General features: G+C 69.3%; 14 protein-coding genes. 2 read left to right on the top strand and 12 right to left on the bottom strand.

Annotation, left to right across the window (positions count from 1 at the left end; translation table 11 throughout):
* Nucleotides 1–36: 36 nt before the first annotated feature.
* The 7 genes from QN350_RS07620 to QN350_RS07590 all read right to left on the bottom strand — a co-directional run bounded on the left by QN350_RS07620 (nucleotide 37) and on the right by QN350_RS07590 (nucleotide 8,904).
* The gene (locus tag QN350_RS07620; RefSeq protein WP_322137969.1) at nucleotides 37–594 is read right to left on the bottom strand and encodes an FMN-binding protein; all 558 of its coding nucleotides are present in this window, start codon (nucleotides 592–594) and stop codon (nucleotides 37–39) included.
* Nucleotides 591–1,994, bottom strand: a complete 1,404-nt coding sequence (locus QN350_RS07615; protein WP_322137970.1) for a ferredoxin reductase family protein — start codon at nucleotides 1,992–1,994, stop codon at nucleotides 591–593. The genes QN350_RS07620 and QN350_RS07615 overlap by 4 nt, the downstream gene beginning before the upstream one ends.
* A gap of 126 nt (nucleotides 1,995–2,120) precedes the next feature.
* A complete protein-coding gene (locus QN350_RS07610) occupies nucleotides 2,121–2,660 on the bottom strand; it encodes an FMN-binding protein (protein ID WP_322137971.1) in 540 nt (179 codons plus the stop codon).
* A complete protein-coding gene (locus QN350_RS07605) occupies nucleotides 2,657–4,096 on the bottom strand; it encodes a ferredoxin reductase family protein (RefSeq protein WP_322137972.1) in 1,440 nt (479 codons plus the stop codon). Before QN350_RS07605 ends, QN350_RS07610 begins: the two co-directional genes overlap by 4 nt.
* 55 nt (nucleotides 4,097–4,151) lie before the next feature.
* Nucleotides 4,152–5,297, bottom strand: coding sequence for an FUSC family protein (locus QN350_RS07600; protein ID WP_322137973.1), 1,146 nt, complete (start codon nucleotides 5,295–5,297; stop codon nucleotides 4,152–4,154).
* Complete coding sequence (locus QN350_RS07595; protein WP_416347724.1) at nucleotides 5,297–7,786, bottom strand: ATP-dependent helicase; 2,490 nt, start codon at nucleotides 7,784–7,786, stop codon at nucleotides 5,297–5,299. Before QN350_RS07595 ends, QN350_RS07600 begins: the two co-directional genes overlap by 1 nt.
* An 89-nt stretch (nucleotides 7,787–7,875) precedes the next feature.
* Nucleotides 7,876–8,904 (bottom strand): glycerophosphodiester phosphodiesterase family protein, encoded by a 1,029-nt coding sequence (locus QN350_RS07590; RefSeq protein WP_281535865.1) that lies wholly within the window; start codon nucleotides 8,902–8,904, stop codon nucleotides 7,876–7,878.
* 36 nt (nucleotides 8,905–8,940) lie between these two features.
* Here QN350_RS07590 and QN350_RS07585 point away from each other — a divergent pair, with 36 nt between their 5' ends.
* Together QN350_RS07585 and QN350_RS07580 are read left to right on the top strand one after the other, a co-directional pair.
* A complete protein-coding gene (locus QN350_RS07585) occupies nucleotides 8,941–9,525 on the top strand; it encodes a hypothetical protein (protein WP_322137974.1) in 585 nt (194 codons plus the stop codon).
* A gap of 77 nt (nucleotides 9,526–9,602) precedes the next feature.
* Nucleotides 9,603–10,409, top strand: coding sequence for a Bax inhibitor-1/YccA family protein (locus QN350_RS07580; protein WP_322137975.1), 807 nt, complete (start codon nucleotides 9,603–9,605; stop codon nucleotides 10,407–10,409).
* 151 nt (nucleotides 10,410–10,560) lie between these two features.
* Here the strand turns inward: QN350_RS07580 and QN350_RS07575 are convergent, their stop codons facing one another.
* The 5 genes from QN350_RS07575 to QN350_RS07555 all read right to left on the bottom strand — a co-directional run bounded on the left by QN350_RS07575 (nucleotide 10,561) and on the right by QN350_RS07555 (nucleotide 14,885).
* Entirely contained in the window at nucleotides 10,561–11,223 is a 663-nt protein-coding gene (locus QN350_RS07575) for a response regulator transcription factor (protein WP_322137976.1), read from the bottom strand.
* 149 nt (nucleotides 11,224–11,372) lie between these two features.
* Nucleotides 11,373–11,765: a hypothetical protein gene (locus QN350_RS07570; protein WP_322137977.1), complete on the bottom strand. Its 393-nt coding sequence runs from the start codon at nucleotides 11,763–11,765 to the stop codon at nucleotides 11,373–11,375.
* 277 nt (nucleotides 11,766–12,042) lie between these two features.
* Nucleotides 12,043–13,662 (bottom strand): glutamine-hydrolyzing GMP synthase, encoded by a 1,620-nt coding sequence (gene guaA / locus QN350_RS07565; RefSeq protein ID WP_322137978.1) that lies wholly within the window; start codon nucleotides 13,660–13,662, stop codon nucleotides 12,043–12,045.
* On the bottom strand, nucleotides 13,659–14,093 hold the full coding sequence (locus QN350_RS07560) for a DUF3817 domain-containing protein (RefSeq protein WP_322137979.1): 435 nt from the start codon (nucleotides 14,091–14,093) through the stop codon (nucleotides 13,659–13,661). The genes guaA and QN350_RS07560 overlap by 4 nt, the downstream gene beginning before the upstream one ends.
* Nucleotides 14,094–14,102: 9 nt before the next feature.
* Entirely contained in the window at nucleotides 14,103–14,885 is a 783-nt protein-coding gene (locus QN350_RS07555) for an SURF1 family cytochrome oxidase biogenesis protein (protein WP_322137980.1), read from the bottom strand.

The raw sequence follows: 14,885 nt of genomic DNA, 5'->3' as shown, positions 1-14,885 counted from the left end.
TCCCACGCTAGCGGCGGCCCTCGCCGGCTGCACGGCCTAGAACCCGGCCGTGTCGAGCGCCGCCTGGACGGAGGTGAGGTAGCCCCTCGTCGTGTATGTGGCGCCGCTGACGTTGCTGACCTTCGCGGACTGGGCGGAGAGCACCTCGGAGCGGAGGATGGGGGCGGCCTGCGCGCTGATCGCGACAGAGCGGCCGCCGTCGTTGGTCAGCTGCAGGGCGGTGACCTCGGTGATCGTGCCGTTGGCGATCGTGACGGAGACCTGGACGGGCCCGTACGGGGTCCGCACGGATGATCCCGTGAAGGTCCCCGTCGGCCGGGCCGCCGGGGCGGGCGCCGCCGGAGCAGGGGCCGCCGCTGTCGGAGCGGTGGCTGTGGAACCGGCAGACGTCGCCACCGGACCGGACACGGCAGGCGCGGAGGCGACCGGTGTCGGTGTCGCCGGGCCGGCGCTCGGCGCCGGGATCGTCGCGGGCACGGCCTGCGGCGCGGAGAGTGCCTGCATCGAGGCGTTCGCCTGGGCGCCGACCTGCCAACCGACGGCGAGCACGGACAGGGACGCCAGGGTGGCCAGGCTGACTGCGCGGGCCCTCACCAGTCGAACCTTTCGAAGTGGATCTGCCGGGTCGGCAGGCCTGCCGACCGGGCGTCCCGCACGACCTCGTCCGTCCACTTGCGTGGCCCGCAGATGTACACGTCGGCCTCGCGGAGCTTGGGGACGAGGGTCGCGAGCGTGATCCGGGCCCGGACCGCATCGCCGGGGAGCCAGCTACTGGTTCCCGGGGCGCGTTTGCCGGCGATGATGCGCAGTTCGGCTCCACGTGCCCGGCAGAGGGCCGCGAGTTCTTCGACGAGGTAGGTGTCGTCGACGGTGCTCGACCGGAGGAGCACGGTCGCCTGCCCGGGGGCGAACGTGGCGGTCTCGAGAAGGGAGCGGATCGGAGCGACCCCGATGCCCGCGGCGATCAGGACGATCCGCGGCGAGGTGCGGGCGAAGTCGGTGAAGAGTCCGTACGGGCCTTCGAAGCTCACCCGGGTGCCGACAGGCAGGCGCGGGAGCGTGGACGATGCGTCGCCGAGCCCGCGCACCGTGATGCGGAGGGAATTGTGGGTCGGCGCGGCAGAGAGCGAGAACGGGTGCGCCTGCCACCACAGCCCGGGGGTCCAGAACCGCCAGATGAAGAACTGGCCGGACTTCGCCTTGAGGCTGCGCAGCTGACGCCCGGAGAGGCGGATCGAGACGACTCCGCGGGCTTCCTGGTCGACTCCGACCACGGTGAGCCGGGCCCTGAGCGAGCGCACGATCGGGACGATGAAGCGGAAGAGGATGATGGACCCGGCGACGCCGGCATACAGGGCGAGCCAGTAGTAGCGCTGCAGGGACCCCTCGCGGAACAGGGTGCCGACGCTGAGCTGGTGCGGAATCGCGACGAGCACGGCGACGTAGGACAGCAGGTGCACGAGGTGCCACACCTCGTAGCGGAACTTGTGCCGCACGATGACGAGCGAGGTGATCACGACGGCGATGAGCAGGCCCAGGCCGAGGAACGCGAGCGGCATGTCCGGGAGTGAGGAGAACATGATCCAGACCTCGTCGAAGAACCCGGCGGGCTGCACGAGTGCATACCCGATGGTGAGCAGCACGGCGTGGGCGAGGATCAGGTAGAGCGCCGGCTTGCCGAGCGACTGGTGCAGCGCCATCGCGCTGTCGTGGCCGAAGGCCCTGTCGATCGCGGGCAGCCGCGCGGCGAGCAGCATCATCACGAGCAGCAGGTCGGTTCCGACCAGGCCGGTGACGATGCCGAGTGCCGTGATGGCGTCCGCCGGCGTGGTGATTCTGGCCGCTCCCCCGTCGGCGAGGAAGACCGCGACGACGAGCGCCACCGAGACCACCGCGAGGATTTGCAGGGTGTCGGCCAGACGCATCCGCCGCGGGTAATTCGGGTGGATGCGCGGCCGGGCGTTGTGCTGTCGTGCACGCGTGTCGAGGCTCATAGGGTGAGCATCCCCGGCGAATCCAATGAATCTCTATCGAGGACCTGAGAGGAACCTGTGCGTCGCCAATGTGCGCTGCACGAGTTCACAGGTTCCCCTCCGGCGCCGCACAATGGATGCCCGCGGCTAGAACCCGGCGGCGTCGAGCGCCGCCTGCAACGAGGTGAGGTACCCCTGGGTCGTGTAGGTCGCGCCGCTCACGTTCGCCACCGCGGCGGACTGGGCTTTCAGCACTTCGGACTTGAGCACGGGCGCGGCCCGGTTGCTGATCTGCACCGACCTGGAGTCCTTGTCGGTCAGCTGGAGCGCCGTGACGTCGGTGATCGTGCCGTCCGCGAGGGTGACCGAAACCTGCATGTTGCCGAACCGGGTGGCGACGACCGAGCCGGTGAAGGTGCCGGTGATCCCGGTCGTCGTTGCCGCGGGCGCCGGTGTCGCGGGCGCGGTCGGAGTCGCCGTGGCTGTCGAGGCAGTTGCCGCGGCAGTGGCCGTCGCGGTCGGAGTCGACGCGACCACGGCCGGTGCGGCGGCCGAGGTCGTCACATCCGTCAGGGCGGCGCCCAGGGTGTTCTGCAGGGAGGCGACTGCCGGGGACCCGACCGCCCACCCGATCGCCAGAACGGACAGGGACGCTGTAGCGGCCGCAGCCGCTGCTCGTTTTCTCACCAGTCAAACCTTTCGAAGTGGATCTGTTGCGTGGGCAGCCCGGCCGAGCGGGCGTCCCGCACGACCTCGTCGGTCCACCGCCGCGGGCCGCAAATGTAGACGTCCGATTCGCCGAGCATCGGAACGAGGGTCTTCAGGGAAATCCGCGCGTTCACGGCGTCTCCGGGCAGCCAGCTGTGGGCTCCGGGGGCACGCTTGCCGGTGATGATGCGGAATTCGGCGCCCCGGAGGCGGCAGAGCTCGGCGATCTCCTCGACGAGGTAGCTGTCGGCCACCGAGTGCGAGCGCAGCAGCACGGTCGCCTGCCCCGGCGCGAAGGTCGCCGTTTCCAACAGCGCCCGGATTGGGGCGACCCCGATGCCGGCGGCGACGAGCACGATCCGTGGGCTGGTCCTGGCCCGGTCGGTGAAGAGCCCGTACGGGCCTTCGAAGCTCACCCGGGTGCCGATGGGCACCGAGGCGAGGTCGGTCGAGCCGTCGCCGAGGGCGCGAACCGTGACCCGGAGAGAGTTGTGGGCAGGCGCGGCCGAGAGCGAGAACGGGTGGGCCTGCCACCACTGACCCGGCGTCCAGAACCGCCAGATGAAGAACTGGCCTGCGCTCGCCTGCAGGTGGTGCAGCTTTCGGCCGGAGAGGCGGATCGACACGACTCCGGGCGCCTCGCGGTCGACGCCGGCGACCACGAGCCGGGAGCGCAGCGACCGCACGATGGGGAGCACAACCCGGTAGACCACGACGGATCCGGCCACGCCGGCATACAGGGCGAGCCAGTAGTACCACTGCGGAGAACCGATGACCAGGACCGTGCCTGCGGTCAGCATGTGCGGCAGTGCGCCGAGCACGGCGACGTAGGAGAGCAGGTGCACGATGTGCCAGACCTCGTAGGGCAGGCGGTGGCGCACGATGACGAGCGAGGTGACGACCACGAGGACGAGCAGGCCGAGGGCGATGAACGCCAGGAGCATGTCGGGCATCCCGGTGAGCATGCTCCAGGTCTCGGCGAACACGTTCACCTCGCTCGAGAGGGCGTAGCCGATGATCAGGAACACCGCGTGGGCGAAGATCAGGTAGAGCGCGGGCTTGCCGAGCGACTGGTGCAGCGCCATTGCGCTGTCGTGGCCGAAGGCCCGGTCGATCGCGGGCAGCCGGGCGGCGAGCAGCAGCATCACGAGGAGCAGGTCGGTGCCGACGAGGCCGGTCAGGATCCCGATCGAGGTGAGCGCGTCCGCGGGGGTGCCGAAGCGGGCTGCCCCGCCGGAGCCGAGGAAGAGGGCAACGGCGAGCGCGACCGAGACAATGCAGAGCACCTGCAGGGTGTCAGCGAGGCGCATCCGTCTCGGGTAGTTCGGGTTGACGCGCGGGGCGGGCCGACGGCTGGTCTGCGTCGGCTCGGGGAGACGCTGCTGGAGGAGCAGGGGTCTGGTGTCGAGGCTCATATTCCGAGCATCGGGCCACCGCCCATGTGGAGGCTTGCGAAAGCCTATGAACCGGCTATGAAGCGCTGGGGGCTTTGGTTGTTCCCCGGCGGTCGCGATCTGGGGCGGCGAGACCGGCCCCGAACCGGAACAGCAGCACGAGCAGGATCGCGACCCCTGCCCCGAGTGCAGTCTCGACGATCCGGTCGACGAGCAGGGCGGGCACCGGAACGGGGCTGCCGAGGTGCACGACGGAGAGGGCGAGCGGGGTGATGAAGAGCAGAGCAGCGCCGTAGTGCTTGCCGACCAGGATCTCGGCGCCGAACTGGCTGACCGTGATCACGACGACGAGCCAGGCGACGGATGGCCCGGGCAGCAGCACGAGACCGGTCACCACCACGCCGAGTGCCGTCCCGGCCACGCGGTGCACGGCCCGGGAGATCGAGTGGGCCGCCCGGGGCGGTGGCAGCACCGCGACGACGGCGACGACGGCCCAGTAGGGGTGCCCGATGCCCACGATCAGGGCGAGGCCTCCAGCGAGGAGCACGCCGACCACGTTCTGCAGGATCACCAGCCAGACCTGAGGGTCGCGGTAGGTGGCAGGGCGAAGCCGCGGAGCGCGCGGCAGGTCCTTGAACAGGCCGGTCGAATGCGGCTCGAACATCCGCCGGAGGCCCCAGCCGGACATGGTGAGCAGCCAGGCGAGCACGGCGGCGCCGGTGGCGACGAGCATCCGCTCGCCGACCTCGCCCGGCGGAGTCGGCAGTTGCGCGCACACGGAGAACGCGAAGACGAAGAACAGCGGCGTGCCAGGCACGAGCCCGGCCGTCGTCGCCACGAGGATGCCGCCGATGACCACGAGCAGCAGTCCGCCGACGAGGAGCGGCAGTCCAGCGCCGGCGACGGCGACGCCGAGAGCGAGGGCGATGCTCCCGAGCAGGAAGGCGCCGGCGATCGTGATCGTGCGCGCCCGGAGCCGGTACGGCTCTCCGCGGCCGTAAAGGGAGGTCATCGCGCCGAAGGACGCGTATGCGGTCCAGTCGATCCGACCGGCGGCGATGAGCACGATGAGGGGGATCGCCACGGCGAGGCTGGCCCGCAGCGCGACCTCGACGTCGAGTGCGCGCAGGGACCTGAGCCGGGCGAGCAGGGTCTCGGGGGCCGCCGGAGTTTCCGGGCTCCCCGGAGTCTCAGGGGGCCCGGGAACGAGCTCTCTCGGCACTAGATCTTCTCGATGGGCGCGATCTTGATCAGGAGCTTCTTTGCGCCCGCCGAGTCGAACTGGACATGTGCGACCCGCTTGGTGCCTTCGCCGGTGACCTGGTTGACGCGACCGTCGCCGAAGCTCGAGTGCCGGATCCGGTCGCCGGCGGCGAGCTCGAGGTCGCCGTTGTCGCGGACCTGGGTGACGGCGTTCGCCCATTCGGTCTTCGGTTTCGGGGCGGGCGGCAGCTCGCTGAAACCGCTGCGGGTGGAGTTGAAGCCGCCGCCGAAGCCGTCCCTGCGATTGAGCGCACGCGACTGGGTGCCGTTTCGCGAGTTGGCCATGCCGGGCGACTGCTTCCAGTCGATCAGAGTGGCCGGGATTTCCTGCAGGTAGCGGCTCGGCATGGCCACGTTGATCTCGCCGAACTGGGCGCGGGTCATCGCGAGCGAGAGGTAGAGGCGCTGCCTTGCCCGGGTGATGCCGACATAGAAGAGTCGGCGTTCCTCGGCGGGGCCGCCGGGCTCGTTCGCCGACATCTGGTGGGGCAGCAGCCCCTCCTCGACCCCGGTCAGGAACACGGCCTCGTACTCGAGTCCCTTCGCGGTGTGCAGGGTCATCAGGGAGACGGTGCCCGAGGCGTCGTCGAGGTCGTCGGCTGCAGCGACGAGCGACACCTGGGTGAGGAAGTCGACGAGGCCGGCGTCCGGGTTCTCCCGGTTGAAGTCCTTCGTCTGCGCGACGAGTTCCTCGATGTTCTCGGCCCGTGCTTCGTCCTGAGGGTCGCGGCTGTTGCGCAGCACGGTGAGCAGCCCGCTGCCCTCGAGCACGAAGGTCAGCAGCTCGGAGACGTTCACCGGCCCGCCGGGATACGCGGGGTCGATCTTGAGGGCGGCCTCGTCGAGCACGCCGGCCAGTTGAAGGATCGCACCGGTGACCTTCGGGCCGAGTCCGAGCGATGCGGAGTCGCGCATGGCCTCGCGGAAGCTGATCTGGTTGGCCTCGGCGAAGCTGCCGAGCCCGGTCTCGGTGGCGGGGCCGATGCCGCGCTTGGGGGTGTTCAGGATGCGCCGCAGGGCGAGCTCGTCGTCGGGGTTGGCAACGGCGATCAGGTAGGCGAGGGCGTCCTTGATCTCGGCTCGCTCGTAGAATTTGGTGCCGCCGACGACGCGGTATGGCACGGCGGCGCGGACGAAGATCTCCTCGAGCGCCCTGGTCTGGGCGTTGGTGCGGTAGAACACCGCCATGTCCCGGTAGGCCATGCCCGCCCCGTGCAGGGTCTCGATCTCGTCCGCGACGAACTGGGCCTCGTCGTGCCCGTTGTACGCGGTGTAGCCCACGATCTTTTCGCCGTCGCCACCCGCGCTCCACAGCTTCTTCTCTTTGCGGTCGAAGTTGTGGCCGATCACGGCGTTCGCCGCGGAGAGGATGTTCTGGGTCGAGCGGTAGTTCTGCTCGAGCAGGATGACCTTGGTGCCGGGGAAGTCGCGTTCGAATTCGCTGATGTTGCGGGTGTCGGCGCCGCGGAAGGCATAGATGGACTGGTCGGAGTCGCCGACGACGGTGAGGGAGGCCCCGGGGATGCCGCCGCTCGGTTCGCGCAGGTTGCGCACGTGCACGCCGGTCGCCTCGAGCTCGTCGGCGAGCTCAGGGGTGACGGGGAGAGTGAGCTCGCGCACGAGGGAGTACTGGGCGTGGTTGGTGTCCTGGTATTCGTCGACGAGGATGTGCCGGAAGCGGCGACGGTAAGTTGCGGCGACCCGCGGGAACGCGCGGAAGAGGTAGACCGTCTCGCCGATCAGGTCGTCGAAGTCGAGGGCGTTCGCCGCGCGCAGCCGTTGCGTGTACTGGCGGAAGATCTCGATGAACATGACCTCCTGCGGGTCACTGAGATTGGCGTTGCGCGCGTAGGAATCGACGTCGGCGAGCTCGTTCTTGAGCTTGGAGATCTTCGCGGCGGCGTTGCCGGGCGTGAATCCGTACGTGTCGGCATCGAGCGACTTGATGATGCGCTTGAGGGTGACCTTCGTGTCCGCGGAGTCGTAGATGCTGAAGCTCGACGAGAGGCCCGCGCTTTCGGCCTCGCTGCGCAGGATCCGCACACAGGACGAGTGGAACGTCGAGATCCACATCCCCTCGGCCCCCTCTCCGAGGAGCACTTTGACGCGCTCGCGCATCTCGGCGGCGGCCTTGTTGGTGAAGGTGATCGCGAGGATCTGGCTCGGGTATGCCTCCCGGGTCTCGAGCAGGCTCGCGATGCGCCGGGTCAGCACGCTCGTCTTGCCACTTCCCGCGCCCGCGATGATGAGGAGGGAGGGGCCACGGTATTCGACGGCCTCGAGCTGCTGTGGGTTGAGCCCGTCCAGCAGGGGGCTCTGCCGGTGGCCGGGCTCTTCTGTGGGGCCGCCGGGGCCGGGGCCATAGCCGGCACCGTAGCCATCCAGGATTATCGGCGTTGCCGAGGAAGTGCGTGCGGGGGTGTTGTCCGGGTCGAAGGGCGTCATCATCTCGCCTCCAAGTCTAAGCGGTGCCCCTGACACCGGCCGGGGCGCCCCGGCAGCGTGACCCGCCGCGGGTCCGCCGGATACCGCCCGGTTCACCGGTCTTCGCGGGCCTCCGCGGCGAGTTCGTCGCGGACCGCGACGGCGAGGTCGGGGTGGTCTGCGAAGACACCGTCGATCCCGGTACCCATGATCGTGCGGAACTCGGTCTGCCAGTCGCCGAAGTCGGCTCGGAACCGCCCGCGCTGGAAGGTCTTCGCGAGGAACACGTTCTCGGGGCGCAGGGTCCAGCAATAGATCTCGAGGTTGGCGGCGTGCGCGGCGTCGACGAGGTCGGAGGCCCCCGAGACGTGCCCGTCCGGCCCGATCTCGAGGACGAGCGACTTCGGAACGCTGATGCCGTCGACGAGACCGCTCAACCCGTAGAGCCCCTGGTCGGTCAGGTAGTCCGCGTAGTCGGGGGCCGACCGGCCGAGCAGGCGCACCTGGTCCGCGGGCTTCCCCGTCGCTTCGAGCAGGAAGATCCGCTTCCCGTAGACGCCCCTCGCATAAACCTGGTCGAGCAGGGTGCGTTCGAAGCTCTCGATCGTGAGCCGCCCGTCGCCCGCGTTCCAGCCGGCGGTGTTCACCTCCGCCGCGAAGAGTTCGTCGACAGGGAGGCCGATCGACTCGAAGTAGCTCGCGTGCTTGATCTCGGCGATGACCCCGACCGGGCGCCTCGCCCGGCTGGACACCCGGTCCATGAGTTTGAACACGTCGCGCAACCGGAGCAGCGGGAATCGACCGTCGAAGGATGCGCTGGCCTTGCGCAGGGCGGGCAGACGCTCCCGTGCGCGCAGGGTGCGCAGCTCGGCCCAGGTGAAGTCCTCGGTGAACCAGCCCGTCGTGCGGATGCCGTCGATGACCTTCCGGGTGCGGCGGGCGGCGAATTCGGGGTGCGCCGCGACATCCGTCGTCGCGGAAATCTCGTTCTCGTGCCGCACGATGAGTACGCCGTCGCGGGTCACGACGACGTCGGGCTCGACCGCGTCAGCACCGAGGGCAACCGCGAGCTCATAGGCGCCGCGGGTGTGTTCCGGCCGGTAACCGCTCGCCCCGCGGTGACCGATCACGATCGGTTGCATTCCCTGACCATACGCGCTGCTGGCAGACTCGAAGCGATGACACTCTGGAGCGAACCCGACACCCGGCGCCACACGCCGTCGGTCTATCGCGCCCGCCTGACGGTCGGAGTCTCGGCGATCGCGCTCGGCGTGGCCGCGACGAACCTCACGAGCACGTACAGTCTCTTCTTCCTCGCCCTCGGTCCGGCCCTGCAACTGCTCGGCTGGCTCGCGCTGCCCGGGGCGCTCTGGAGGCGGCTGCTGGTGATCCTCCCCGCGGAGCTCGCCGCGCTCACACTCCTGGCCGGCCCCGATTTCACCGGCGCGTTCGCCGTGCTCCTCGCGTGCTGGTTGTTCGTGCGACACCGGCCGGGCATCAGCTACCTCGTGCTGCTCGCCCCCGTTGGCGTGAGCTTCGTCCTCAAGTTGTCGCTGCACAACTCGTCGCAGAACTGGGTCGGCGACGTGGTCGGTTCGGTGACGGTGATCGCCTCGGCGTGGGTCGCCCGGTGGCTCGCGCAGCGGCGCTGGGCGCGGCTCAATCCGTCGCCCGCCGGTCAGACGGCCGGAACAGGCGACACCGGGGACACCGGGGACGACCCCTCAGGATCTACAAGGCAGACGCCCAGCAGGGCTGAATAGACTCTCAGAAACGCCCACCGGCGCCGTGCCGGATCCCTGGCGTTGACAATACCCGAGCTGATTGAGATCTTAGGAACATGGCATCCTCAAACCCCGCATTCTCGCGCAATCCCGCCTTTGCCGCACAAGGATCCGCGGCAGCGACCGGCCTGACCGAAGCTGACCTGCAGCGCATCTACGAAGCGCCGTCCGCAGGCTCGCAGGACACCGGCCGGATGACCTACGAAGACACCATCGTGAAGACGACGCTGAGCTTCGCCCTGTTGCTCGTCGCAGCGGCCGCTGCGTGGCTCCTCACCCCGACGATGCCGTTCCTGCCGTTCCTCGGCATGATCGTCGGCCTCGTGCTCGGCCTCGTCAACGCCTTCAAGAAGGAGCCCTCCCCCGGCCTGATCCTCGGCTACGCCGCAGCGGAAGGCCTCTTCGTCGGCGGTATCTCCTACATCTTCGAAGCGATCTACCCGGGCGTCGTCGTCCAGGCCGTGCTCGCGACCCTCGTGGTCGTCGGCGTGACCCTCGCGCTGTTCGCAAGCGGCAAGGTCCGTGCCTCGAAGCGAGCGACGAAGGTGTTCCTGGTCGCGATGGTCGGCTACTTCGTGTTCTCGATCCTCAACTTCGGCCTCGTCGCTTTCGGAGCGGTTGACAGCCCGTTCGGCCTCAGCAGCAACGTGAAGATCTTCGGCATCCCCCTCGGCGTCGCGATCGGCATCCTCGCCGTGCTCATGGCCGCGTACTCCCTCGTGCTCGACTTCGACTTCATCCAGCGCGGCGTCAACAACCGGGTCGCCCGCAAGTACGGCTGGTCCGGAGCGTTCGGCATCATGGTGACCGTGGTCTGGCTCTACGTCGAGCTGCTGCGCCTCTTCGCGATTTCGCGCAACTAACTCGCCCTGGCGCGAGCAAGGACCGCGCCGCACAGAACGTGAAGTCGGAGATTCTCGCGACACGCCGCATCCGCTGGCCGGATGAACGGTGTGTCGGGGAAATCTCCGACTTCACGTCGTTAAGGCAAGGGTCGCAGGGCCGGGGTCCGGCTCAGATCCAGCCCTTGTCCGTCGCAATGCGGATGGCCTCTGACCGGTTGTTTGCCCCGAGCTTGGCGGATGCCGCCGAGAGGTAGTTCCGGACGGCCCCTGCACTCAGGTGCAGCGAGCGCGCGACCTCGGGCGCACTGCGTCCCTCGGCCGCGAGGAACAGGACCTCGGTCTCCCTCACGGTGAGCGGCGATTCGCCGTGCATCATCGCGTTGATCGCGAGCTGCGGGTCGATCACGCGTTCGCCGGCCTGGAGCCTCCGGATGACCGCGAGGAGGCGCTGCGAGGCCAGGTCCGTGTGCTGGAAGCCGTCCACGCCGCCCCGGATGGCGCGGCGGACGTCACCAGGGCGCGGATGGCTCGCGAGCAGCAGAACCTTGACCCGCGGGTCGGCGGCCTGGATCAGCGGGAGCAGCCCGAGGCCGTCGATCCTGGGCAGGTGAATGTCGAGGACGATGACGTCGGGAGAGGTGCGGAGCACCGTCGACAGGACATCGGCGCCGTCTCCGATCGCGGCAACGACGTCGATATCGGCCTCGAAGGAGAAGACCGCCTCGAGCGCCGTGCGCAGGAGCGCGTGCTCCTCGACGAGCAGCACCCGGATCAGCGCGCCAGGCCCCGGCGCCGGGGCGGCAACCGCGGGCTCGGTGGTTTCGAAGCTCATCCCGGTACCTCCCCACGTCGGTCGACTGCCCGCGATCACGGCAGTTGTGAGGTGGAAGGACGCGTATGGACTCTAGCAAACCCGGGCGCGGAAAAACCCCCCGAACGGGGTGAGAATGTGCAGAGAAGTCCCGATCACAGACGGAGCGTTCAGCGCTGGGACGCCGATGACTCGACGCGCCACTGCTCACCCGTCCCGCCGGGGCGAGATGTCGCCCGGCTCATCGAGAAGGTGCGGGTGCGGAACCGCCAGGCCAGGCGGACCATCGCGACGCCCGACTGCCGGTAGTGGTCGGCGAGTGCGCGGGTGAACACGGCACGGCCCGGCACGTCGACCCAGCCCTCGACGCCGGTGTAGACGGCCTCGACCCGCGGCCGGGCCGCCGCGTTCCGGAACAGGGCGAGGGCCTCTGCTGCGATCTCGTCGCCGTCCGGCGACACGCGGTGTCGGGCACCGGAGGCCTCGACGGGGACGCCCGGGCTCGCGCCGGCCGCCCGGCCTGGCTCGTCGTCGAACCCGTCGTCCGAAACCGTGGAATCCATGGGCGTCACCTTCGTCCGGGGACGGCGCCCCGACCGGAATGCCCGGCCGGCTGCCGCCGCGAGGAGGCCTCCGCGGGGAACGCCGGAGAGCCGAAGCGGCTCCCGTCGACGCTTCCCAATCATCCTCACGCGGATGCCGCGGCGCGGGAAGTCCCCCCTGTCACCGCTCCCCCATGACAGTTGTCATCTGGGAGCGACCCAGTTCTCGCCCAGTTACGGACAAAGCACCCTCGTCGTGACGACGAGGGTGCTTTGTCCGTGCTTCACCGGGAGAGGGTCACTCCCACTCGATGGTTCCCGGCGGCTTCGACGTGACGTCGAGAACGACGCGGTTGACGCCATCCACTTCGTTCGTGATGCGGTTGGAGATACGGGCGAGCAAGTCGTACGGCAGGCGGGTCCAGTCGGCCGTCATCGCGTCCTCCGAGGAGACCGGGCGCAGCACGATCGGGTGGCCGTATGTGCGGCCGTCGCCCTGGACGCCGACGGAGCGGACGTCCGCGAGCAGCACGACCGGGCACTGCCAGATGACCCCGTCGAGGCCGGCGGCAGTCAGCTCGGCGCGCACGATCGCATCCGCGTGGCGCAGCAGTTCGAGCCGTTCGAAGGTGATCGAACCGACGATGCGGATGCCCAGGCCGGGTCCCGGGAACGGCTGGCGCTGGACGATCTCCGGCGGCAGTCCGAGCTCGGCGCCGATCGCGCGCACCTCGTCCTTGAAGAGGGTGCGGAGCGGTTCGACGAGCTCGAACTTCAGGTCTTCGGGCAGGCCGCCGACGTTGTGGTGGCTCTTGATGTTCGCGGTCCCGCTGCCGCCGCCGGACTCGACGACGTCGGGGTACAGGGTGCCCTGCACGAGGAAACGAATCGGGTCGCCGTCCAGCTCCGCGGCCTCACGGATGAGCTCGGCCTGGGCCTGCTCGAAGGTGCGGATGAATTCTCGGCCGATGATCTTGCGCTTGGTCTCCGGGTCGCTGACACCCTCGAGCGCGGCGAGGAACTGCTCGCGCACGTCGACGGTGACGAGGCGCACGCCGGTGGCCTTGACGTAGTCCTCCTCGACCTGACGGCGTTCGTCCTGGCGGAGCAGGCCGTGGTCGACGAAGACGCAGACGAGCTGGTCGCCGATGGCCTTGTGCACGAGGGCGGCCGCGACGGCGGAGTCGACGCCGCCGGAGAGCCCGCAGATGACCTTGCCGGTGCCGACCTGGGCGCGGATCTTCGCGACCTGTTCCGCGATGACGTTGCCGCTGTTCCAGTCGGCGGGAATCCCGGCGGCACGGTGCAGGAAGTTCTCGAGCACGTCCTGGCCGAATTCGGTGTGCTTGACCTCGGGGTGCCACTGCACGCCGTAGAGGCGGCGCTCGTCGTTCGCGAACGCGGCGACGGGGGTCGAGCCGGTCGAGGCGAGCACTTTGAAGCCGTCGGGGGCGCGGGAGACGGAGTCTCCGTGGCTCATCCACACGGTCTGTTCGTTCGGCTGCCCGGCGAGGAGCACGTTCTCGTCGGTCGCGACCGTCACGGGGGTGGAGCCGTATTCGCTGAGCCCGGTGTGCGCGACCTCGCCGCCGAGGGCGGTCGCCATCACCTGGAAGCCGTAGCAGATGCCGAGCACGGGGATGCCGAGGTCGAAGATGGCGGGGTCGAAGGTCGGGGCGCCTTCGGCGTAGACGCTCGAGGGTCCTCCGCTCAGCACAATCCCGACCGGGTTCTTCGCGGTGACCTCCGCAGCGGTGATCGAGTGCGCGACGATCTCCGAGTAGACGGATGCCTCGCGGACGCGGCGCGCGATCAGCTGGGCGTACTGGGCGCCGAAGTCAACCACGAGCACGGGGCGGTCGATGCCGGACGCCTCCGTCGGGGTCACGACCGCGGTCGAGTCGGCAACTGAAGTCATGAATGGGCCTCCGCACCCTCGGCGTCGGAAAGCGTCCTGGCGGCAAGCCAGGCGCGGACCTCGCGGGCGACGCGGCCCTCGAGGAAGAAGGACAGGGTGGGGATGACTCCGCCGAGGGCGATCAGCAGGAACCGGGGGAACGTCCAGCGCATCAGGCTCCAGAGCCGGAAGTCCGCGAAGAGGTAGAGCACGTAGAACCAGCCGTGCATGATCAGGATCGCGGTGCTCAGGTTGAACGCGGTGACGGTGTCGCGCGGGACGAGCAGCCCGTAGGGGCCGCCGAGCTCGAGCTCGTACTGGAAGCCGAACTTGAGGATGACCTCGGCGCAGAGCAGCAGCAGGAAGACGCCAGTGATGATCGAGGAGGTCTGGTAGAGCTTCAGCGCACCCGGGATGCTGGGGACATCAGCGGGTCTGGGTTCGAGTGGCATGCGCCAATTCTAACCGGCGACGATTGCCGCTTCCTCGCGGAGGTCCTCCTCGCGCTCCCAGGCGTCCCGGACGAGGCGGTACCAGAGGAACACGGCGAAGCCCGCGAAGACGACCCACTCGATGGCGTAGAAGATGTTCAGCCAGTTGAGGGAGGCATCCGTGAGAGGTGCGGGCGAATCGATCTCGGTGAGACCGGATGCCGCGGTCCCGTCGACGATGTAGCCCGGGTAGACCGCGGTGCCGTCGAAGCCGGCCCAGAGGTTGATCAGGGCCGCGGTGGACACGGTCGTCAGGCCGTGCGGGTCGCGCCCGTCTGCGGGGACGACGGGGGCTTCGGTCGGGAGGAACCGGCCGGCCAGGGTGACGACCTGGTTGGCGGGCGCCGCCGCGAGGGCCGCCATCGTCGATCGGGCCGTCGTCTCGTCCGCCGCCCAGCCGCGGGCGACGGCGATGCTCGCGCCCGCGCCGCTCCCCGTGCCTGCCGCACCGACGATGAAGTGGCTCACGACCCAGTAGCCGGAGGTCCCGTCGTTGGAACGGTCGCTGATCAGCTGCTCGTCGCCGGGGACGTAGCTGCCGTCGACGGTGACGAGCTGGCCGGTCGCCGCGTCACGCGGGGCGCCTCCGGGAGTCACGACGTCGACGAGGGGTTTCACGGTTTCCGTGGTCTTCTCGACGACCACGCCGGATGCGACGGCGCGTTCGAGCTGCCAGCGCCCGAGCGCCGCGAAGCCGGCCGCAACGGCGAGGGCGAGCAGGAGCGCGAGAATCCAGCGGGGGCGGAGCATCAT

Source organism: Cryobacterium sp. 10I5 (assembly GCF_035019865.1).
Classification (GTDB): Bacteria; Actinomycetota; Actinomycetes; order Actinomycetales; family Microbacteriaceae; genus Cryobacterium; species Cryobacterium breve_A.
The sequence above is the reverse complement of the archived record's forward strand: the minus strand, read 5'-3'. Positions and strand labels throughout refer to the sequence as shown.